The organism is Oxalobacter formigenes, from assembly GCF_002127965.1.
Taxonomy (GTDB): domain Bacteria; phylum Pseudomonadota; class Gammaproteobacteria; order Burkholderiales; family Burkholderiaceae_D; genus Oxalobacter; species Oxalobacter formigenes.
The window spans coordinates 956,860-978,268 of the sequence record NZ_CP018787.1 but is presented as its reverse complement, the minus strand read 5'-3'; the positions used below and the strand labels follow the sequence as shown (position 1 = coordinate 978,268).

Sequence of the window (21,409 nt, the reverse complement as noted above, 5' to 3'; positions counted from 1 at the left end):
TGGCCGGTTTGAAGGAAAACCCGGCTCGAATGTACCGCCCTTACCTTTCAGGATCGGGCTGTATTCTGGCTATAAACCAATGAAATACCTTGTTGTTTATTCCCAGAAACAAGAATTATCGAATAAAAAAGCCGGAAACGATTGTTTCCGGCAAATGAAAAAAAAACTCTAAAACGCACTTACCAAGCAACTACAAAAACAAATCCATCCAGCGATCTTTCTTCAACCGGTCGGTCATTCTCGAATCCGGTTTCACGTCGGGGTGTCCACTCACATAACTGCCGGTATTTTCCAATATGGCAGAAACCAGAAAATCTTTCACGGGCATCTTGTAAAGCACCACCGCGGACAAACAGGCCGGGATGCATGCCAGGATAACGGCCCTCATGATGCTCCGTTTCGTTATCGCGTCATCCATGATCAAATCCTTTTTGACAAAATGATCAACACTGTTTTTTATCCAGCAATCAATCCGGTTTTAATCGATAACTGGAAGATAAGTGTCTTTCATTACGCGATTGTGACATTCAATCAAAATCAAGAGAATCATTGAAAAAAACGATATATCTCAAAAGGAGAAAGCTTCCCTTATGCACAGGCCGGACATTCCTGATAACAGAATTGGCCACCTGTAAATTATCCGGAAAACGCCAATAAAAAAGCCGGAAACAGGATTTCCGGCAAAATGAAAAAAACTCTAAGGACAAATAAAAAGTCAGAATTGCTTTAGTGCAACAAACGGTGAGGCTGCCATCCAGGGATTCCAGCCGAAACCGTTTCTAATCGGACACGGAGCCTGAAAAACCGTACTGGCCGGATGATTCCGGATTTCCTGTTTCAGGTTTTTCCGGCCATTATCGACCATCTGTTTAACCGTATCGCGTATCTTCCGTTTGTTGATAACCACATCCATGATTGCATCCTTTCCTTAAAATGATGATCAACCCTCCGGACAAATGCCTTATGGGAAAGTGCCCTCCGATACGCACAGAATATTCGCACTTTGTGACCGCGTCATGACAGAGAAAGGAATATACGGATGGATATCAACCGGGGAAGACATACCAATAGACTTCGCCGTCACGCTTCGGTTCTCGTCATTCAACGGTTTTTTTCATGCAAATACGCACCTTTTGATTTAGATGTATTGTTTCAATCCATCACATCACGATCACCATTCGACCTCAAACGACAAAAGCGCATTATCGAATTCATCAATAAGCGTCCATTTTTTCTTTCGCTTTTTGCACCAAACCGTGCCGCAAAAAATCCTGCCCTTTTGTGAACCCGGACTCACCAAATTGGCACGATTCCTGCTTTATTTTGAACTGTCCTTCGACCAAACAACACAAAATGAAAATGATGCGATAATGATTCTCATTCAGACAATTAACGATATTCCTTTTTACGGTTGAAACGAGCTATGAATCCTTTATTGAACCGTTTGCAGCCTTATCCTTTTGAAAAGCTCAGGAAACTGTTTGCCATCAATCGTCCGGACCCGGCTATCAGCCATATCAATTTCGGTATTGGCGAACCGAAACACAGCACACCCTCGTTCATCCGTCGTGCCCTGCGCGACAATCTGGACGGCTTGTCAAAATACCCTGCAACGCTGGGAACACTCGCCCTGAGGGAATCGATTGCTGTCTGGCTGAACAGACGTTACAAAATCCCGGCCCCGGATCCTGCAAGCCAGATCCTGCCGACACTCGGATCACGGGAAGCACTCTTTTCGCTGGCCCAGACCGTACTCGACCCGTCTGAACATGGCATCGTCGTTTGTCCCAACCCGTTTTATCAGATTTATGAAGGTGCCACTTATCTGGCCGGAGCGGAACCTTATTTTGTCAATGCAGTTGCAGAAAAAAATTTCGGCTGTGACTACGACAGCGTGCCTGAAACCGTCTGGCAAAAGACAAAACTCGTTTACGTCTGTTCCCCCGGAAATCCGACCGGGGCGGTCATGGATCTGGAACAATGGAAAAAGCTGTTCGAACTCTCCGACCGTTACGGATTCGTCATCGCATCGGATGAATGTTATTCGGAAATTTATTTCGACGCCCCGCCTCCTGGAGGACTGGAAGCGGCATACCGGCTTGGACGCAAGGATTATCGCCGCCTCATCATGCTTTCTTCCCTGTCGAAACGCTCCAATGTTCCCGGCATGCGTTCTGGTTTCGTCGCAGGCGACGCACAAATCATCAGACAATTCCTGCTCTACCGTACCTATCACGGTACCGCCATGAGCGAAACGATACAGGCCGCCTCCGTTGCCGCATGGGACGACGAAAAGCACGTTGAAGAAAACCGCGCCAAATATATCGCCAAATTCCGTGAAGCAGTGCCTCTTTTGCAGCAGGCACTGAACGTATCGATGCCGGACGCCAGTTTTTATCTCTGGGCCGAAGTATTCGAACGGACAGGTCTGTCCGACACCGAATTTGCCCGAAAGCTTTACGAAAAATTCAACGTCACCGTCCTGCCCGGCAGCTATCTGGCCAGAGAAGCCAACGGCATCAACCCCGGCAAAAACCGGATTCGACTTGCGCTGGTTGCCGAACCTGCCGAATGTCTGGAAGGTATTTTGCGCATCGTTGAATTCGTCAAAACCCAAAGACGCGAACTGTAAACAACATACTGAAAAAACGAGAAACAGGAAAACACCATGTCACAGGAAGAACAACTCAAACAAATCATCGAAGAAGCCTGGGAAAACCGGGACAGTTTTGCAGCGGGCGATACTTCTCCCATTCTCCGCGCGGCGATTGCCGAAGTAATCCGGCAGCTTGATTGCGGACAACTTCGCGTTGCGGAAAAAAAGAATGGCGAATGGATCGTCAACCAGTGGACCAAAAAGGCGGTTCTACTCTCCTTCCGCCTTCAGGAAAACTTTGCGATGCCGGTCGGTGCAGACGGCTCGCCCGCGCTCCACTTTTATGACAAGGTCACCAGCAAATTCGCCAATTACACACAAGAGGACTTTGCCAAAGCCGGTTTCCGTGTCGTCCCCCCTGCCGTTGCCCGTCTGGGCAGCTATATCGGCAAAAACGTCGTCATGATGCCCTCCTTCGTCAATATCGGCGCTTACGTAGGAGAAGGCACCATGATCGATACCTGGGCAACCGTCGGTTCCTGCGCCCAGATCGGCAAACACGTCCACCTGTCCGGTGGCGTCGGAATCGGTGGTGTACTGGAACCGATGCAGGCCAATCCGACCATCATCGAGGACAACTGCTTTATCGGTGCCCGTTCTGAAATCGTCGAAGGAGTGATTGTCGAGGAAAACAGCGTCATCTCGATGGGCGTCTATATCGGGCAGTCCACCCGCATTTACGACCGCGAAAACGACCGTATCCTGTATGGCCGCGTCCCTTCCGGTTCCGTCGTCGTTCCGGGAAATATCCCTGATCCGGGTGGGAAATACAGTTTATACTGTGCAGTAATCGTCAAGCGCGTGAACGCCGTAACGCGTGCCAAAACCGCGATCAACGACCTGTTACGGGATAACTGAGCGACAAGCAAAGGAGACGCCATGAATTCGACCTTCGAACTGGCCAGCGCACTGATTGCCGAGCCATCCATTACTCCGGACGACAAAAACTGCCAGAAACTGATCATCGACCAGTTGAAACCACTGGGATTCGAATGCGAAACCATCGTCAGCAATGGCGTCACCAATCTCTGGGCACGTCATGGTACCAGTGGCCCCCTCCTTGTATTCGCAGGCCATACCGACGTTGTGCCGACCGGCCCGGTCGAAAAATGGGGCTCCGATCCGTTCACGCCAACCGTACGTAATGGCCGTCTCTACGGACGTGGCGCATCCGACATGAAAACCTCGGATGCGGCAATGGTCATTGCCGCCAGGGATTTTATCCTGTCCCATCCCGACTACAAAGGCTCGATCGGTTTCATCTTCACCAGCGATGAGGAAGGTATCGCCGTGGATGGAACGGACGTCGTTGTCAAGCTGCTCGACGAACGCGGCATTCATCCCGATTACTGTATCGTCGGCGAACCGAGTTCCCTGACAAAACTGGGCGATACGATCAAGAATGGCCGGCGTGGTTCACTCTGCGGCAAACTGACCGTTATCGGCAAACAGGGCCATATCGCCTATCCGAAACGCGCAGCCAACCCGATCCATCTGGCGGCTCCTGCCATCGCGGAACTCTCGGCGACCGTATGGGACAAGGGCAATGAATACTATGAACCGACGACATGGCAGATTTCCAATATCCACGCAGGAACAGGCGCCAACAATGTCATTCCGGGTGAACTGTTCGTCGAATTCAATTTCCGTTTTTGTACCGCCAGTACGGTGGACAGCCTGAAAGAACGCGTCTGTGCCATTCTGGACAAACATGGCCTGAATTACCGGCTCGACTGGAATTATTCCGGTGTTCCCTTTCTGACACCTCGCGGCTCGCTCTGTGACGCCTTGTCGGAAGCCATAAAGGAAAAAACCGGCATCACCCCGGAACTCTCCACAACCGGCGGAACCTCCGACGGACGTTTTATCGCCCGCATCTGCCCTCAAGTCGTCGAATTCGGACCAGTGACGGAAAGCATTCACCAGATCGATGAAAACGTGCCTGTTTCAGACATCCAGCCCTTGACCGACATCTATCGGCGTACACTGGAAAAACTCTTCCTGTAAAATGCCGGATTGTTTTTCAATGCGCTGTTTTTAGCCGGTCACACCGGTTATACTGGCGAACATTCCGATTACCTGTAAGGGTCCGGTCACAACCGGGCCCTTGTTTCATGAATTGACCGACACCATGAATACACCACACGCCAGCACGTTTTCCACCGTGCGCGACCTGCTGCGCTATGCCGTCACGCGTTTTAACCGTGAAAAACTCTTTTTCGGCCACGGCAGTGAAAACGCATGGGATGAAGCCGTTTTCCTTATCCTTCATACCCTGTCGCTCCCGCTGGATGAACTCGACCCTTTCCTGGATGCGAAACTCCTGCCTGAAGAAATCGAAAACGTCGTCAATATCATTGACCGCCGGGCAGATGAACGCATCCCGGCCGCTTACCTGACCAACGAAGCGTTTTTGCAAGGTTATTCCTTCTACGTTGAAAAAGGCGTCATCATTCCACGCTCCTTTCTGGCCGAACTGATCGTCGAACAGTTTTCTCCCTGGATAATCGATCCGGAGGGCGTGACCGATATTCTTGAACTCTGCACCGGTTCCGGCTGTCTTGCCATCATGCTGGCTGACGTGTTCGAAAACGCCACCGTCGATGCCGTCGAACTGTCTCCTGCCGCGCTGGGGATTGCCCAGACGAACATCAACAACTATCAGTTGAAGGACCGTGTCAAGCTGCATCACGCCGACTTGTACGACGGCATCCCTGACAAACAATACCAGTTGATCGTCACCAACCCGCCATACGTCAACCAGTCCTCGATGGACGACTTGCCACCCGAATACATGCATGAACCGCAAATGGCGCTGGCAGGCGGTTTCGACGGAATGGACATCGTGCGCCGCATCGTCAGGACAGCGGGGGAAAAACTGACTGACGATGGCCTGTTGATCGTCGAAATCGGCAACGAAGCCGAAAACGCGATTGCCGCTTTTCCCGAACTGGAATTGACATGGCTCTCCACTTCCGGTGGGGACGACCGTGTTTTCCTGCTGACGGCTGAACAATTGAAGGGTCTTGGCAAAGCATGATCCGTTTCCAGCAATTTTCGCTCATGCGCGGCACGAAGCCGCTGTTTGAAAAAGCCGAAGCGACCTTGAATCCCGGTGAAAAAATCGGTCTGGTCGGCCCGAATGGCGCAGGCAAAACAAGTCTTTTCGCCCTTCTGATGGGCGAATTGCACGTTGATGGTGGCGATATCGATTTTCCATCAGCATGGCGAATCTCCCACGTCGCACAGGAAACACCTGCGCTTGAACGGCCTGCAATTGAATACGCTATCGACGGCGACACACACTTGCGTGCGCTCGAAGCCGAACTGGCCGAACTCGAAGCCAGAGAACAAGACGCCGCTGCGGGCATGCGCATTGCCGAACTGCATACCGCACTGGCCGACGCAGGCATTTATACCGTCAAATCCCGTGCCGAACAGCTTTTGCTGGGCCTCGGCTTTTCAATGGACCAGATGCAACGCAATGTCTCGACCTTTTCGGGTGGCTGGCGCATGCGCCTGAATCTGGCACAGGCCTTGATGTGTCCATCCGATCTCTTGCTGCTGGATGAACCGACCAACCATCTGGATCTCGATGCCATTCTCTGGCTCGAAGACTGGCTCAAACGCTATAGCGGCACATTGATCGTCATTTCGCATGACCGCGATTTTCTGGACGGCATCGCCAACGTCATCCTACACATCGACGACGGCAAGCTGAAACGCTACGCAGGCAATTATTCAGCCTTCGAACGCCAGCGCGCCGAGCAGATGACGCTGATGCAAAGCATGATCGAAAAACAGGCCAAGCGTCGGGCGCATTTGCAATCCTACATCAGCCGTTTCCAGTACAAGGCAACCAAAGCACGACAAGCCCAGAGCCGTATCAAGGCACTGGAAAAAATGGAAGAGCTGGCACCATTGCGTGCCGCCGCCGAATTTTCCTTCGAATTTTTCGAGCCGGAATCCTCTCCGAATCCGTTACTCGTCATGAACGGGCTGACCGCCGGATATACCGACAGGGATGCCAATGGCGATATCGTTTCGACCACACCGATCGTAAAAGATATCCAGTTCGCTCTCCAGACTGGCGAACGAATCGGCCTTCTCGGTGTGAACGGCGCAGGCAAATCGACGTTCATCAAAACCGTGGCAGCCGGGCTGGAACCGCTTTCCGGCAAATTCACGACCGGCAAGGGTCTGAAAATCGGTTACTTCGCCCAGCATCAGGTTGAGATGCTGCGAAACGAGGAATCGCCCCTCTGGCACCTGATGAAAATTGCGCCAGACACCCGTGAACAGGAATTGCGCAACTTTCTGGGCAGCTTCAACTTCCACGGCGAAATGGCGACCAGCCCTGTCGCTCCCTTTTCCGGTGGCGAAAAAGCGCGGCTTGCGCTCGCCCTGATTGTCTGGGAACGTCCGAACCTGTTGCTCCTGGACGAACCGACCAACCATCTCGACCTCGACATGCGCGAAGCCCTGACCGAGGCACTTGCCCAGTATGAAGGCACGCTTTTGCTTGTCTCGCATGATCGCCATCTTCTGAGAGCGACGACAGACCGGTTCTATATCGTTTCCGAAGGAAAGCTGAAAGAATTCGACGGCGATCTGGACGATTACCGGGACTGGCTCTTTAAAATCCACCTCGAAAAAAACAGCGTGCACCATAACGATGCACCGGCAGATTTACAGGCCAGACAAGCCATTGACCGCAAAGAGCAAAAACGGCTGGAAGCGGAAGAACGGCAACGCCTGTCAGCGCTGAAAAAACCGCTTGAAAAACGCCTGAACTGGCTGGAAAACGAAATCGGCAAACTGAACGACAAAAAATCCGCTATCGACAGCCAGCTGACTGATCCGGCCATTTACGAACAGGCCAACAAAGACAAGCTGAAAAAACTCCTGGCCGACCAGGTGGAATGCACCAAAGTGCTTGGTGCTCTTGAAGAAGAGTGGCTTGAAAAACAGGATGAACTGGAAAACCTGCTTTCTTCATGAAAACAACTTGCCTGCACAATAAAAGAGCGGCTTGCACTTTTTTCGTGCAAACCGCTCTTTTTCATTCCGTACAAACAATAATATGCGCCGGTTTTATTTCCTGACCGGTTCCCGTTTCACAATAGCAACCGCTCCACTTAAATCCCTGACAATAATATATTGTTCCCGACCATCAGGCCCGGTCAACAGGTAAATATTGCCCTGACGATAAGCGTCGTCGTCCTTGCTGATTTTTTCCACCCGGAATCCGTACACCTCCGGTCCAGTCACTGCTGAAGCAGCTATCGCTGCTGTGGAAAAACTGCAAGACAAGAGAACCGCAATCAGCCATCTGATCATTTGCATGACTCCTTCCAATTCCGAAAAATTACAAAACCGAATCGACCCCTTTATTGGCAAGCTGATCCGCCTTTTCATTGCCTTCATGACCGGCATGCCCCTTGATCCACCTCCAGTCGATGTCATGCTGTGCCCTCGCCTGATCCAGCTCCATCCAGAGATCGACGTTTTTCACCAGTTTTTTATCCGCCGTTCTCCAGCCACGGGCTTTCCATTTATGAATCCATTCCGAAATGCCCTTCTGGACGTACTGGCTGTCAGTATGCAGAACCACCTTGCAAGGTCGCTTCAGGGCCCTCAAAGCCTCGATCACCGCCATCAGTTCCATGCGATTGTTTGTCGTATCGGCATCTCCGCCAAACAATTCCTTTTCATGCCCCCCCGCAATCATCCATACCCCCCATCCACCCGGGCCGGGATTGCCGCGACAGGCACCATCCGTATAAATTTCCACTTCATTCATTTTTTCACACATCATCTGTCAATCTCAAACATTCACCAGATTCTCTGGTTATAATAAATTTTTTTCGCCGCTGGAGACACTATGCCATCTTCGACCGATCAAACCCTTCAGGTCAGTCCCATTCCTGCATTCAACGATAACTATATCTGGATGATCGATAACCGGAAAGAGGCGGTCATCGTCGATCCCGGTGAGGCAGGCCCCGTACTGGCCGCTTTACAAAAACGTTCCTTAAAACTGTGTGCCATTGTACTGACTCATCGCCATGAAGACCATATCGGCGGTGTCAGCCGTCTGCTTCAGGAATATTCCGTTCCCGTTTACGGCCCGCGTTTCGACCCGATCGAATCCGTCACGCAACCGGTGCAGGAAGGCGATATCGTCACGATTTTCGAATTGGACAATTTGCAGCTGTCCGTGCTGGACGTACCTGGCCATACCAAAGGTCACATTGCCTATTATGCCAAAAAAGAGAAATGGCTCTTTTGCGGAGACATGCTGTTCGGTGCCGGTTGCGGCCGCATGTTCGAAGGTACGCCGGAACAGATGTGGACATCGCTTTCCAAACTGGCAGCGTTGCCGGACGACGTTGAAGTATTTGCCGGGCATGAATACACCCTGTCCAATCTGAAATTCGCCCGTGAAATCGAACCCGACAGCAAGGCGCTGGCCGCCCGGATCAAGGAAGACGTCGCCAAACGCAACCGTCGGCAGCCGACCTTGCCATCCACTATCGGGCTTGAAAAAGCGACGAATCCATTTTTACGGGCTGACAGGGAAGAAGTCATGAAACGGCTGGAATCGCTTGGCAAACTGAAAGATCACGATCCAGTCAACGCTTTTGCAGCCATGCGTGAATGGAAAAACAAGTACGTCTGATCTTGTGACACAAGCATGTAACCGGACAGATCCTGTCCGGTTTTTTCAATTTCATCCCGTCATTTTCCGTTATCAAAAGAATTTCTTTTTTTACCGGTTTCATCAGGTAAAAATATCCCGGTCAAAACCGGAAATTTTTCCATCCGGACAATTTTTATTATCTTCCCCTGATATTTAATGAACCTAAGCATCATCATTTCGAATAAACTACAGGCATTCAAGCGATCTTCATCAGGATGATGCATGCCGGAAAAAGATGATAAACAGACTTCTGACCCTAATTCCCCTGTTACAGGAAAGTAGATCGACATGGCTGAATCATCCCGACTGTCACTCGACACCCGTTCAGACTGGCCCTGGTTGTTAAAAAACCTGTTTTCCATTGCGCAGCACTCAAACGAACCCGTTTGCATCGCCTGGGGAAAGGATTTGACCACCTTCTGCAACGACGCTTTTTCCGAACTGATCGATCATCGCACGTCCCGATCCGGACAATCCCTGAAAGATCTGCTCGCGCCCTTGTGGGAAACAATATCCACTCCAGTAAAACTGGCACTACAAGGAAAAGAACCGAAACCGGAAAGAGTATCCCTGTGGGTTTTGAAAGAGAATAAAAACCAGCAGGATCAATCCGTTTTCAGCTGCGTTCCCATCCATAATGAAAACGGGCAGGTTACCGGACTGTACTGCACTTTCAAAACTTTGCCCGAGTCATCCCGGGATACGGGAACACCTTTCGCCGATGAAAAGGCCGTTTATGGAAATTTTCTTGATGAAATAAGAGTCGGCGTGATGCAACTGGCACAGGATACGCGAATACTGTATGCCAACCGCACCATAAAAAAGTTGTTGGGTTACACGGATGAAACTTTTCCCGTCAGTTTCAACGATTTGCTCCATCCCCAAAACCGCAAAAAAGCCGAAACAGTCAAGTCCTGGCAGGAACTCTGGTACACGACATCGCACTTTCACATTGAATTGCCCCTGCGCTGTCAGGATGGCTCTTACATCCTGACCAATAATGAAATTTCCTTAAAACTCGACGATAAACGCAAACCGGCGTATGCCCTGATTGCCACTCTGCCAAGCGACAAGGATTACTCAGGCGAAAGGCGCAATCTCTTTTTGTATGACCGGCTGACATCCCTGCCAAGCCGGAACTATGCTGATTTGCTGTTAAACGATGCGATCGATCGTTCCGCCAAATCCAGACAGAGTTTTGCCATCTTGCTGCTGAACCTCAACCGTTTCAAAATGGTTAATGAAAGTCTCGGTCATGAAGTAGGCGACGAATTGCTCAAATCGATCGCGATTCGCCTTTCAACTTCCTTGCGAAAGGAAGATATCGTTATCCGGATGGGAAACGATGAGTTCATTGTAGTGCTCCAGAATATCCGTAACGATGACAACATCGATATGATCGCCCACAATCTTCTCTATTCCATTTCACGCCCCATGAAACTGGCCGGACATGACCTTACCGTTACCGCCAGCATAGGGTGCAGTGTTTATCCGCGCGATTCGACAGAAATCGATTCCCTGTTGAAATATGCCGATATCGCCATGATCGAAGCCAAACGAACCGGCATGAACGCCTTCCGTTTCTTCAATCGGGACATGAGTGTCACGGTACTGGATCAGCTTTTGAATGAAACGAGTCTCATGCGTGCGATGGAAAAGAAAGAATTCCTGGCCTATTATCAACCCAGGTTATCCCTTTCAACGGGCAAAATCGTTGGACTTGAAGCCCTTATCCGCTGGAATCACCCCCAGAAAGGCCTGATACCGGCTGCCGAATTCATATTACAGGCAGAACGAATCGGACTGATCCGCCGTATCGGCGAATTCATGCTGAAAACCGTTACCACTCAACTGATGCGATGGCGCGAAAAAAACAAACAGCTTATCCCCGTTGCCATCAATGTCGCATCCACCGAATTATACGATTCGGACCTGAAAAATGCCCTGAAAGACATTCTGGACAAGACCGGGCTCTCACCAAAGCTTTTCGAACTGGAAATCACGGAAACCGGCCTGATCGAAGACATTCGTAAAGTCCGTGCCACTCTGTCTGAAATTCGTAAAATGGGCATTACCGTTTCCATAGACGATTTCGGAACCGGCTATTCGTCTCTCAGCTATTTGTCCACCCTTCCCGTCGATTATCTGAAAATCGACAGTTCGTTCATCGCCAACGTCATCGTGAACAAAAACACGGCATCCATTGTCGAGACCACAATCAATCTGGCTCATTCCCTGCACATGCAAGTTATCGCAGAAGGCGTATCGACTCAGGAACAGCTTGAATTTCTGGTCAATCGTGGCTGCGATCAGATACAGGGATACCTCTGCAGCAGGCCATTGTCACCGGATGAACTGGACATTTTCCTTGATAAATTCATGCCTTCCAGTCTGGGTCTTTCCGTCTAGTTACGGACCCTGTTTTTTCTTTTGCCTTCCCGTACTTTACCTTGCATGATTTGTGCATTCTCTTTGATGCAATCGAAAAGTGCGTAAAAAAAACTGCCGTATAGTAGATGCAGGCTTGTCCCAATTCCTCATCAGGCTCATTGAAAACAACGATTTGTCAGAACAAATTTTTTCACACGAAATTCAGGGAGTACACATATGATCAAGCGTGCGGACATAGCCGATCACTTGCCCGGTCCGGAATTTTCCGCAGCCATTCCGCAAAGGAAAAACCGAAGGAATCGCCATAAAACCATTCTCGACAATCTCCCTGTCGGCGTATTGCAAATCAGTGAAGACGAACAGATTCTGTTTGCCAATTCCCGCTTTGAAGAAATGCTGGGTTACGATCCGGGCAAATTCCCGAAAACCGTCAAGGACCTGATCAATCCGAATACATACTTCCATACACAGCATACATGGAAAGACATGTGGCATACGCAGCGCCAGTTTCAGGTCGAAATCAAGTTCCGGAACAAAAACGGCCTGTACATGCAAACGGAAAACATTGTCAAACTGATTCTTGACGAAGACAACAAGCCGGATTTTGCCCTGATCGTGTCACGCCTGACCGATCCCGAAGGAAAACCCTTCCCCGACCAGCATATTTCCCTGTTCGATCCCTTGACATCCCTTCCAACCCGTAATTATCTCGACAGTTTTCTCGATGGTGCCATTGAAAGAACCCGGCAATCCGGAAAAATGCTCGGCATTCTGATCTTCAATATCAACCGCTTCAAGATCATCAATGAAAGTCTGGGACATGATGCTGGTGACGCACTCCTGAAACTCTTCTCCAAACGCCTCATACACGGCATTGACGAGCGCGACACAGTCGTCAGGCTCGGCGGAGATGAATTTGTCGTTATCCTCGAAAAAATCGACAAGGCATCCGACATCGTCGCGATCGCTACACGGCTTTTGAAAATGGTGAGCGAGCCCTCCCAATTATCGGGACATGACATTTCCATCGCCGTCAGCATCGGCGGCAGCATTTATCCGCGCGACAGTACCGATGCCAATACCCTTCTGAAATATGCCGGTGTCGCCCTGACCGAAGCCAGAAAACGACGCTCCAGCGTGGCACGGTTCTATAATCCGGACATGATCATCACGCCAATGCAAAGGCTGATGCATGAATCGGAGCTCAGGCGTGCACTGGATAAAAACGAATTCATCCTCTACTATCAACCGCGTCTGTCGCTGGCGACCGGCAAAATCGTCGGGCTTGAAGCCCTGATCCGCTGGAAACATCCTTCGGAAGGCATCATTTCAGCAGCCAATTTCATCCCTACAGCGGAAGAAATCGGCCTGATCGAAAAAATAACGGAATTCACACTGACAGCCGTTACCCGACAACTGCTGGACTGGCAAAGCCGGAAAGTTCCGGTGGTACCAGTCGCCTTGAATGTGTCGTCCAAAGATCTTTATACACCGGATCTTACTCAATCGATCTTGCATATCGTCACTGAAATGGGCCTGCCTCCCACCCTTTACGAACTGGAAATAACAGAGAGCAGCCTCATCGAGGATATGGACAAGGTCAAAACCAACCTGATGGAAATCCGCGATCTTGGCGTCACCATCTCCATCGACGACTTCGGAACAGGTTATTCATCGCTGCGTTATCTTTCATCATTACCTATCGACCTCCTCAAAATCGACGGTTCCTTCATATCCGGCCTCACTGAAAGCGACGGCATTCAATCCATCATCGAATCGACAATCGATCTGGCTCATTCACTGGGCATGCCTGTCATCGCAGAAGGGGTCGCAACCCACGAACAGCTGGCTTTTCTGTGCACAAAAGGGTGTGACCAGATACAGGGATATTTATGCAGCCCGCCTCTTCCTCCCGAGAAAGTGGAAATCTTTCTGGCAAAACACCAGCCTTCCGATCTGGTCTGTTCGAATTTCAAATAAATTGCGTTTTTACTTTATACAAACGTTTCCCCGACAAAAAAGGCTGCCATTTAAGCAGCCTTTTTTGAATCCCTGCTTATTCTAGCGGCGACGAGCCACTTTTTCACGTGTCTGCTGGCGAGTCGTCACATCAGCCAGTTCGTTGATCTCCTTGGACAGGAATTTCCAGATATCGTCCACACTGACGATACCGACGAGTCCGCCCATTTTATCGACAATAGGAATACGACGGACACCCTTGAAGCGCATTCTTTCCACCGTTTCAAACACGTCTTCCGTTTCAACGGCCGTCATCAGCTCGACCTTCATGATATCGATGACCTTGATGCTTTTTGGATCGAGACCTTCGGCAAGAACGACCACGACTATATCGCGATCCGTTACGATACCTTGCGGAACCAGCATACCATTGACTTCCTCAACCACTATCAGCGTACCGACGTGATTGCGGCGCATCAGCTGCGCGGCTTCCAGCACTGTCGTATTCGAAATGCAAGTCACTACGTTGTTCGAGCAAATATGTCCAATCTGCATCTTTTATCTCCTTATTTTTCTGTCAAAAACAAGAAACCGAAAACGGCAACGAAGAATTTTTCGAAACAATTCCCGCCCTTGTAAAAAGGATACCTTATAAACGCGCCGATATAAAAATTTATTTCAGGCGAATTCCTTTTCTGTCAAAAACATGAGTCTCGATCGGAATGCCTTCAAGAACACTTCTTGAAATCGCACTGATATTTTCAAAACCGGACAAAACATCACCCAGCCCATTCATTTCCTCTTCCGATTTTCCTGTCGTTATGGCGACATTTATCTTGCCGACACGATATACACCATCCCTTTTGCAGATATCCAGCATGGCCTTCGTCACAATATTTCCACCATCAATGCCGAAACGGTTCAGTGAATACAAAAAACTCACCGACAGGCAATTGGCAACGGCAGCCAGAAGCATATGCGTTTGTGCCGGTCCACAACTTCCTCCCGACGGTTTTTCGATATCCGAAACAAATCCCTTGAACGATTCATTGAAATCCACTTCAAAGCGATAATCATTTTTGTGCGTCAACGTCACCGTTATATTTTCTGTCATACTCTTTCCCGGTACCTGTTCAAAACATGATTTAATTCAAACATAAACAGCCCCATGAATCATGACCTGACACAAAAGGGTGTTTTTTAGAGGCATGAACGAGGTTTTTAGGACACACCCGAAAGAAAATATTCTCAATCTGAATGCCTGTTTTTTACAAATTGAAAGTAGTGCTGCCGTCGAACTGCCAGTAAAATAAAAAATCCGGTTCATCAATTGATCCATCAATCTGATAAACCGTTTTTTCACCGGATATATTTGAAAAAGTATGAAAGCGTCTGAAGCCAAGATAAAAATCCAGATCATGCACGACTGGCTGATGACACCGGTTGGACGATACATGCTCGAATGGGAAGAAAATCTTTTCCAGACCCTTTCCGCCGATATATTCGGTTTCAATGCCCTTCAAATCGGTTTTTCCGAAATCAACGCCTTAAAAGACAGCCGGATCAAAAACCGGTGGGTCAGCAACCAGTTCTTTCCGGAACCACCTTCCTCAAACGCGACTGATGGAGCCGCAAAGCTCTCGCTCATCCATGATATCGACCGATTGCCTTTTGCATCCGAATCGATCGATCTGATCATCCTGCCACATGCATTCGAGTTTGCCGAAAATCCGCACATGATTTTAAGAGAAGTGGACCGCGTGCTGATTCCCGAAGGACAAGTCATCATCAGCGGCTTCAATCCGGCCAGTCTGTGGGGCCTTCGCCAGAGTATCGGCAAACTGACCGGAGCCTATTTCTTACCATCGTATGCCGAATTCATCGGCTTGCCCCGTCTTAAGGACTGGCTGAAACTCTTGAACTTCGAAATAAACCGCGGGCATTTCGGATGTTATCGCCCACCCTGCCGTACACGCCACTGGCTCAAGCGTTTTGCCTTCATGGAAAAAGCGGGAAACCGCTGGTGGCCGTTTCTGGGCGGCGTTTACCTGATACAGGCGATCAAACGGATTCACGGTGTCCATCTTATCGACGCTGCATTCAGGAAAAGACCGCGTCAAATATTTCAGACAATTCCCGTCAATCATAAAACTTCCGGAGAAAATCCTGATCAAACTTCCTAGACGTATTTCACGAAAGGATGATCATGACGACCGACGCTACACTCGATTACAATTCGCCTTACCTCACCAACCTGCGTTCGACAGCCTGGTGGCTTTATATTTTCCACGCCGTTTGCTTTCTGTTCACGCTCGGCATATTTTCATTTGTACCACTGATCCTGAATTATCTGGTCCGTCCGAGAGCGATTCACACCTGGCTCTATACACACCAGACATGGCAGATCCGTTCGTTCTGGTGGTATTTCGCCTGGGTTGTTCTGGGCTGGATTTTTTATTTCACGATCATCGGCATGATATTTGCCGCAGCGGTATGGGTTCTGGCATGGTGCTGGTACACCTATCGCCTTATCAAGGGTTTTCTGTACCTGAATGACGGTATCCCGATGCCTTATCCGGAAGAATGAGCAAACGAACATCAAGTCAAGAAACATAAAAAAGCCCCTCTATGGAGGGGCTTGAACGTGCCCTATGTGCACTGACTGCAAAGTAACCGTTTAAGAAACAGCTGTTTCAAAACGCATAATTCATCCGGAACTTGCCAGCGACCCCCTCCCTCTGTCCGACATATCCGGATACGTTGGCATCAAAGCTCAGACGGCCTGTGTTGCCCGCTTTGACGTTCACGCCCACTTCCACTATCCCGCTGTCTCCTTTCAGGCTCAGCTCGTCCAGACTCAACTCGTATGTCGTTCCATTTGCCTTTCCACTGAATTCGTGTTCCCAGGCCATTCCTATGTACGGCGTAAATTGCTGGCTGTCCGTGTAGCTGAGTCTCGCTCCGACTTTTGTCCGCTGACTGTCTATGTCGTCGAAGCGGTACGGGTCTCTGGCTATGTCGGCTTCATATCCGTTCAAGTGGGTCCACTGGTATTCGGCGCTGAAGTCCAGACTGTAGCTGGCATTGAGTTCTTTCAGATAGCCCACTCCCGCTCCGGCACCATAATAGGTGGCTTCTTTATCGATGCTTCCCCGGTTTCCTTCGGCGCTGACCAGCTGGCTATGGGAGTCGGTGGATGCTTTGCCGATTCTGGCGTTAATCTGTCCGTAGAGTCCCTTGAACTGCCCTTCGTTTTGCTGGTATCTTGTTATCAGACCCAGCCCGTAGTAATGGCTGTCTCCGCTGGCAGCGGTGACGGCGTTGTGACCGCTGATGTCTCCCCATCCGGCTTCAACATAGGCGCTTGCGATGAGGTCTCTATCCTGCGCGCTGTCGAGTTTTCCGGCCACTCCGACGAGGAAATGGCTTCCGCTGGCTTTTGAGCTGCTCCCGCTTCCCGTGTCGTATCGCATGTCGCTGCCTCCGACGGCTCCGAATACGCCGATTCCTTTTTTTGTGCTCACGTCTTTCGCCCGGCTCAGGCCTTCTCCCAGTGCAAAGTCTCCTCCCTGATTCAGGAAGCCAACGGTGGCCAGTCTTCCGGTTGAGAAGATGGTACTTCCTTTGGATATATGTTTGCTGGTCACCGTGGTGGTCAACCTTGTTTGATCCGGATCAGCCGGGTCAAGGTTGACGACGAAATCGTAGTCCAGGGAAACTCCTTGCACGCCGGTCATGGTAGTCTGGGTCACTCCGGTTTTATTAATACCGGCATCGTTTTTCAGCAGGGTGACCGTATTGCCGACATTGAGCGTTTTTCCTCCCGCCGCCATCGCCACACTGATTTTGCTGTCGCTGATATTTGTCTGAACCCCATTGGTCAGGGTCAACAGGATATCTCCATCCCCGATGGTCCCCGGCAGTATGAACTGCAGGTTCTGGAAGCGACCGATATTTTGGGCGCTCAGACCAGCTGACCAGAATTGCAGGGTGTTGTCGGATGAAATACGACCATAGCCTCCTGTCAGATCAGTCTGGCTGATGTCTGAATTACCCTTGACGATCACGGTATTTCCTGTCGCAATACCGGAATTGGTATTTCCTCCAAAAACGTTACCTTTTACAATTGCATTATCGATTATGATTGTGTTATCTGTCACATTTTCATCAGAACTTCTTCCGCCCATAATAGTGCTGTTCACTACTCCATTGTCAATGATGACAGTATTTCCCGTCGCTGCACCATAGGTATTTTCTCCACCATATATACTACCGGTAACGGTTGCTCCACTTCCGATCCTGACAGTGTTACCTGACGCAGTACCGGATATGCTTTGCCCACCATAAACACCGCTATTGACCCTTACGCTACCAGTGACCTCAACTGTGTTTTCCGTCACATTGCCAGAGTTGCTGTACCCGCCCAAAACATCGCTGCCAATGCGTCCCACATTGATCGAGACAAGGTTGTTTGATACGGCTGCCCCCATCTGTTTGCTCACCCCTCCGTAAATCCGACCAGAGACATCAGCGCTGACTGTCACGCTATTGTTCGACAGGTCCGACACCGGAAACAGGGAATTATTGCGGTTATAGACCGGCTCTTTTTTCAACATTGATTGATCGCTTCCTTCATAAACGATGGTTTCCCCGGCAAAGGCAGAAGACGACACCATCAACGGAAACAAAATAGCCGCAGCGATAAGTGAAAGACGAAAAATACGGGAAGAAAATGCTGAAGAGATCACAGATTCAGGGGATTGACGTTTCATGAGAGTACACCTTCATCAAACGCCAGAATGCAACTGTCTGATGAACCAGATTTTACATGGGGGGGGGGGGGGGGGGGGGGGGAGGTAAATGTCATCCGTACTCTCACAGGCTTTCTCCTCGTGTTTAATTGTATAAAACCGGATTTCTGAAAAGGATGCTCAAGTCGATTTCCCGCCAATCCGATAATTTTGCGAAGACTACCTTACTCATAACAGCACAGTCAAAGCCTGATGATGTTCAAAAGCCCTTTTGTTACAAATAATTTCCTATTCGTGACCTTCAAACAACACATTTATATATCCCAAAAAACCCTGAAATTTTTAGGGTTTTTAAATTTTTCGTCCGATTACAACACACTGTTTTTAAACAATATATTTAAAAACAAGTTTAAAAAAAGGGGAAATCCTTTTCTGGATTTCCCTTTTTTATTATGTTTTCTATTAATTCAGGATTATCATTGCAACCGGTTTTCCTGTCACATTTCAGCTCTCTGCATTCAAATGCTTCGATGAAGTCATTTTCAGGCGTCTGGCAATATCGTTGCGTTTGAAAATCTTGAACGTACCCATCGCCTTGGCGATCAGGGCTTCACCATTCCAGATTTCACCCTCACAATAATACATAGTCGTCGAACGATGAAGCACCTTGCCGCGTCCGATGATTTGCTGGCTGATCTTGCCACCCGGCTGAAAGAAACTGGTTTTCATTTCAACAGTTGCCGCACTCGTCAAATCAGGCACAAGCGAGCGCGCGGCACGCGCCATGGCAGCGTCGAGCAGGGTCATGATGATGCCGCCGTGCATGACCTGCCAGCTGTTCATGTGTTGCGCCTGCAAATTGATGCCGACTTCTGCAATCCCGTCTTTCATGTCGAGCAATTCAAACCCGAGATCTTTCAGAAACGGATTGTCGCTAATCAGTGCCATCGTGTTTATCCGTCAGTCTGTCGCTTATTTGGCTGCTTCCGTGGCCGTTTCCCCTTTTTCCTCAGCGGGACTCTTGACCAGAATTTCAACCTTGGCTTCTTTTTTCAGATAATTCAGATAGGCATTCAGATCTTGCTGCGATGCCACATTAGCCATTTGCTTGCTCATCGCTTCACGCAGATTCTTGTCAGGATTGGACGGCGTCACCACCTTGGTGATGCGATAAATCACATACCCCATTCCCGGAACATCCGCCCCCACATAAGCCGGCAATTTGGAAACGTCCGCTTTCATGACCGGAGCCAGTTCGGCACGATTGGCCATTGCAATCTTGTGACGCGAAACCATGATTGAAGACGAGAAACCGTTTGCATTGCTGCCCTCTTTCAGTTTCGCCAGTTCGGCTTCACCGGCCGCTTTTGCCAGTTTCTGGGCTTTTTCATTGATCACTTCAGCGGTGATCACCTGTTTGACCTTGTCGAATGGCGTCAGGGTAGCCGGATAATGCTTGGCAATACGTGCCGCAACGAGTACCTGTGGAGCCGCTTCGATCGCTTCGGTATTGTGTTTTCCTTTTACGACATCATCCGTGAAAATGGCTTGCAAAATCTTCGGATTGGCCAGCAACTGGTTCTGTTTGGCGGCAATTGCCGGGTCACGTGCCAGATTAGGGAAAGAATGAATCGTCAGTTTCAGGGCATCCGCAACCGGTTTCAGACTATCCGGTTTTTCGTAAACCATATTCGAGAACGTTTCCGACATTTCCGCGAATTTCCTGTTGGCCTGTTCACGTGTCAGTTCCTGCAAAACACGGTCCCTGACCTGAGCCAGCGGCTTGGCTACAGCCGGCTTGATATCGGAAACAGTAATGATGTGATAGCCGAAATCTGTCTGGACCAGATCGCTGATGTCGCCTTTTTTCATACCGAAAACAGCATCGTTAAACGGTTTGACCATCTTGCCACGGGTAAAGAAACCCAGATCGCCACCATTTTGTGCAGAACCCGGGTCTTGCGAATTGGCTTTGGCCAGTTCGGCAAAACGAGCCGGATTGGCTTTCAGTTCAGCCAGAATGCCTTCCGCTTTCTTTTTGGCCTCTGACTTTTCCGCTTCGGTCGCATTCTTGTTGACCGCTATCAGGATATGCTGTGCGCGACGTTCTTCAGGGATGGAAAAACGATCCTTGTTCTGCGAATAGTAACTCTGCAAATCGGCGTCGCTGATCTTGATGTTTTTGGCAACAGACGGCATATCCAGTACGATCACTTCCACATCGGCATGTTCAGGAATCGTAAACTGGGCTTCATGCGCCTTGTAAAAGGCGTTCAACTCCTCGTCCGTTACCGAAACCTTGCTGCGATAAGCGGCATTATTGAAGAACAAATGCTGGACTTCACGTTCCTGTTCAAACAGGTTGAAAACACGCTGTGTAACGGCTGTCGGCTCGATAGCGCTGTATTCAATCGGTGCAGCCAGTTGCTGGATAGCCATATCCTGACGGACCATGGCGAAATGCATATCCGGGTTCAGACCTTGCGCAGCCAGCGCTTCCTTGTAACGGGCTTCATCCAGTTTTCCGTCCGGTCCGATCAGACCCGGAATTTCACGAATACGCTGCAAAACGATCTGCTCGGGAACGGAAAGGTTTTCCTTGTTGACGGTTTCAAGCAGAACACGTTTGACGATCAGGTTCTGCAATACATTCCATTTGAATTCGGACGACTCGATCCATTTGTTATCGAATGGCTGACCGGAAGCGGCAGCACGCTGGCGGAGACGTTCCGCCTGTTCACGCTGTGCATTGTCCCATTCCTGCTGTGTAATGGATTTTCCGGCAACCTTGGCAACGGCATCCCCATCACCAAAACGTTTGAACCCCTCGACACCGACAAAGATAAAGGAAGGAATGATGAAAACAAGAAGAATGATTTGAGTCAGACGTTTGTGGTTTCGTATAAACTCAAGCATGGCGGTCTCTGCCCATTTAAGAAGATGCGTTTG

General features: G+C 49.6%; 21 protein-coding genes. 11 read left to right on the top strand and 10 right to left on the bottom strand.

Annotation, left to right across the window (positions count from 1 at the left end):
* Positions 1 to 190: 190 nt before the first annotated feature.
* Together BRW83_RS04660 and BRW83_RS04655 are read right to left on the bottom strand one after the other, a co-directional pair.
* Positions 191 to 418: a hypothetical protein gene (locus tag BRW83_RS04660; RefSeq protein ID WP_036603029.1), complete on the bottom strand. Its 228-nt coding sequence runs from the start codon at positions 416 to 418 to the stop codon at positions 191 to 193.
* Between the two features lie 297 nt (positions 419 to 715).
* Positions 716 to 913: a hypothetical protein gene (locus BRW83_RS04655; RefSeq protein ID WP_036603031.1), complete on the bottom strand. Its 198-nt coding sequence runs from the start codon at positions 911 to 913 to the stop codon at positions 716 to 718.
* 126 nt (positions 914 to 1,039) lie between these two features.
* Here BRW83_RS04655 and BRW83_RS04650 point away from each other — a divergent pair, with 126 nt between their 5' ends.
* The 6 genes from BRW83_RS04650 to BRW83_RS04625 all read left to right on the top strand — a co-directional run bounded on the left by BRW83_RS04650 (position 1,040) and on the right by BRW83_RS04625 (position 7,657).
* Entirely contained in the window at positions 1,040 to 1,285 is a 246-nt protein-coding gene (locus BRW83_RS04650; protein ID WP_036603033.1) for a hypothetical protein, read from the top strand.
* A gap of 138 nt (positions 1,286 to 1,423) precedes the next feature.
* Positions 1,424 to 2,632, top strand: a complete 1,209-nt coding sequence (gene dapC / locus BRW83_RS04645; protein WP_036603034.1) for a succinyldiaminopimelate transaminase — start codon at positions 1,424 to 1,426, stop codon at positions 2,630 to 2,632.
* 36 nt (positions 2,633 to 2,668) lie between these two features.
* Complete coding sequence (gene dapD, locus BRW83_RS04640; protein ID WP_005881147.1) at positions 2,669 to 3,514, top strand: 2,3,4,5-tetrahydropyridine-2,6-dicarboxylate N-succinyltransferase; 846 nt, start codon at positions 2,669 to 2,671, stop codon at positions 3,512 to 3,514.
* A 21-nt stretch (positions 3,515 to 3,535) separates the two neighbouring features.
* Positions 3,536 to 4,663: a succinyl-diaminopimelate desuccinylase gene (dapE, locus tag BRW83_RS04635; RefSeq protein WP_005881149.1), complete on the top strand. Its 1,128-nt coding sequence runs from the start codon at positions 3,536 to 3,538 to the stop codon at positions 4,661 to 4,663.
* Between the two features lie 124 nt (positions 4,664 to 4,787).
* The gene (prmB, locus tag BRW83_RS04630) at positions 4,788 to 5,696 is read left to right on the top strand and encodes a 50S ribosomal protein L3 N(5)-glutamine methyltransferase (RefSeq protein ID WP_005881151.1); all 909 of its coding nucleotides are present in this window, start codon (positions 4,788 to 4,790) and stop codon (positions 5,694 to 5,696) included.
* Entirely contained in the window at positions 5,693 to 7,657 is a 1,965-nt protein-coding gene (locus BRW83_RS04625) for an ATP-binding cassette domain-containing protein (protein WP_005881152.1), read from the top strand. Before prmB ends, BRW83_RS04625 begins: the two co-directional genes overlap by 4 nt.
* A 93-nt stretch (positions 7,658 to 7,750) precedes the next feature.
* Here the strand turns inward: BRW83_RS04625 and BRW83_RS04620 are convergent, their stop codons facing one another.
* Both BRW83_RS04620 and rnhA read right to left on the bottom strand, forming a co-directional pair.
* On the bottom strand, positions 7,751 to 8,002 hold the full coding sequence (locus BRW83_RS04620; RefSeq protein ID WP_145814992.1) for a hypothetical protein: 252 nt from the start codon (positions 8,000 to 8,002) through the stop codon (positions 7,751 to 7,753).
* A gap of 22 nt (positions 8,003 to 8,024) precedes the next feature.
* Positions 8,025 to 8,459 carry a ribonuclease HI gene (gene rnhA, locus BRW83_RS04615; RefSeq protein ID WP_005881154.1) on the bottom strand — a complete coding sequence of 145 codons (435 nt, stop codon included), beginning with the start codon at positions 8,457 to 8,459 and terminating at the stop codon, positions 8,025 to 8,027.
* 81 nt (positions 8,460 to 8,540) lie between these two features.
* On the opposite strand from rnhA, the gene gloB reads away from it, so the two are divergent.
* Entirely contained in the window at positions 8,541 to 9,338 is a 798-nt protein-coding gene (gene gloB / locus BRW83_RS04610; RefSeq protein WP_005881156.1) for a hydroxyacylglutathione hydrolase, read from the top strand.
* 59 nt (positions 9,339 to 9,397) lie between these two features.
* Here gloB and BRW83_RS04605 read toward each other — a convergent pair whose 3' ends face one another.
* Complete coding sequence (locus BRW83_RS04605; protein WP_145814993.1) at positions 9,398 to 9,649, bottom strand: hypothetical protein; 252 nt, start codon at positions 9,647 to 9,649, stop codon at positions 9,398 to 9,400.
* On the opposite strand from BRW83_RS04605, the gene BRW83_RS04600 reads away from it, so the two are divergent.
* A complete protein-coding gene (locus BRW83_RS04600) occupies positions 9,648 to 11,768 on the top strand; it encodes a sensor domain-containing protein (protein WP_005881158.1) in 2,121 nt (706 codons plus the stop codon). The two genes, BRW83_RS04605 and BRW83_RS04600, sit on opposite strands and share 2 nt — an antisense overlap.
* Before the next feature lie 198 nt (positions 11,769 to 11,966).
* Positions 11,967 to 13,730: a sensor domain-containing protein gene (locus BRW83_RS04595; protein WP_005881160.1), complete on the top strand. Its 1,764-nt coding sequence runs from the start codon at positions 11,967 to 11,969 to the stop codon at positions 13,728 to 13,730.
* An 81-nt stretch (positions 13,731 to 13,811) separates the two neighbouring features.
* Here the strand turns inward: BRW83_RS04595 and BRW83_RS04590 are convergent, their stop codons facing one another.
* Together BRW83_RS04590 and BRW83_RS04585 are read right to left on the bottom strand one after the other, a co-directional pair.
* Positions 13,812 to 14,264, bottom strand: a complete 453-nt coding sequence (locus tag BRW83_RS04590; RefSeq protein ID WP_005881162.1) for a CBS domain-containing protein — start codon at positions 14,262 to 14,264, stop codon at positions 13,812 to 13,814.
* A 118-nt stretch (positions 14,265 to 14,382) separates the two neighbouring features.
* Complete coding sequence (locus BRW83_RS04585; RefSeq protein WP_005881163.1) at positions 14,383 to 14,823, bottom strand: OsmC family protein; 441 nt, start codon at positions 14,821 to 14,823, stop codon at positions 14,383 to 14,385.
* A gap of 268 nt (positions 14,824 to 15,091) precedes the next feature.
* Between BRW83_RS04585 and BRW83_RS04580 the strand changes: the two genes are divergently transcribed.
* A complete protein-coding gene (locus BRW83_RS04580; protein ID WP_005881165.1) occupies positions 15,092 to 15,892 on the top strand; it encodes a class I SAM-dependent methyltransferase in 801 nt (266 codons plus the stop codon).
* 17 nt (positions 15,893 to 15,909) lie between these two features.
* Positions 15,910 to 16,296: a DUF4870 family protein gene (locus tag BRW83_RS04575; RefSeq protein ID WP_005881166.1), complete on the top strand. Its 387-nt coding sequence runs from the start codon at positions 15,910 to 15,912 to the stop codon at positions 16,294 to 16,296.
* A 106-nt stretch (positions 16,297 to 16,402) separates the two neighbouring features.
* On the opposite strand, the gene BRW83_RS04570 is transcribed toward BRW83_RS04575, so the two are convergent.
* The 3 genes from BRW83_RS04570 to BRW83_RS04560 all read right to left on the bottom strand — a co-directional run bounded on the left by BRW83_RS04570 (position 16,403) and on the right by BRW83_RS04560 (position 21,376).
* A complete protein-coding gene (locus tag BRW83_RS04570) occupies positions 16,403 to 18,481 on the bottom strand; it encodes a copper resistance protein B (RefSeq protein WP_036603043.1) in 2,079 nt (692 codons plus the stop codon).
* A 483-nt stretch (positions 18,482 to 18,964) separates the two neighbouring features.
* Positions 18,965 to 19,408: a PaaI family thioesterase gene (locus BRW83_RS04565; protein ID WP_005881168.1), complete on the bottom strand. Its 444-nt coding sequence runs from the start codon at positions 19,406 to 19,408 to the stop codon at positions 18,965 to 18,967.
* 24 nt (positions 19,409 to 19,432) lie between these two features.
* A complete protein-coding gene (locus BRW83_RS04560) occupies positions 19,433 to 21,376 on the bottom strand; it encodes a SurA N-terminal domain-containing protein (RefSeq protein ID WP_005881169.1) in 1,944 nt (647 codons plus the stop codon).
* Positions 21,377 to 21,409: the final 33 nt, after the last annotated feature.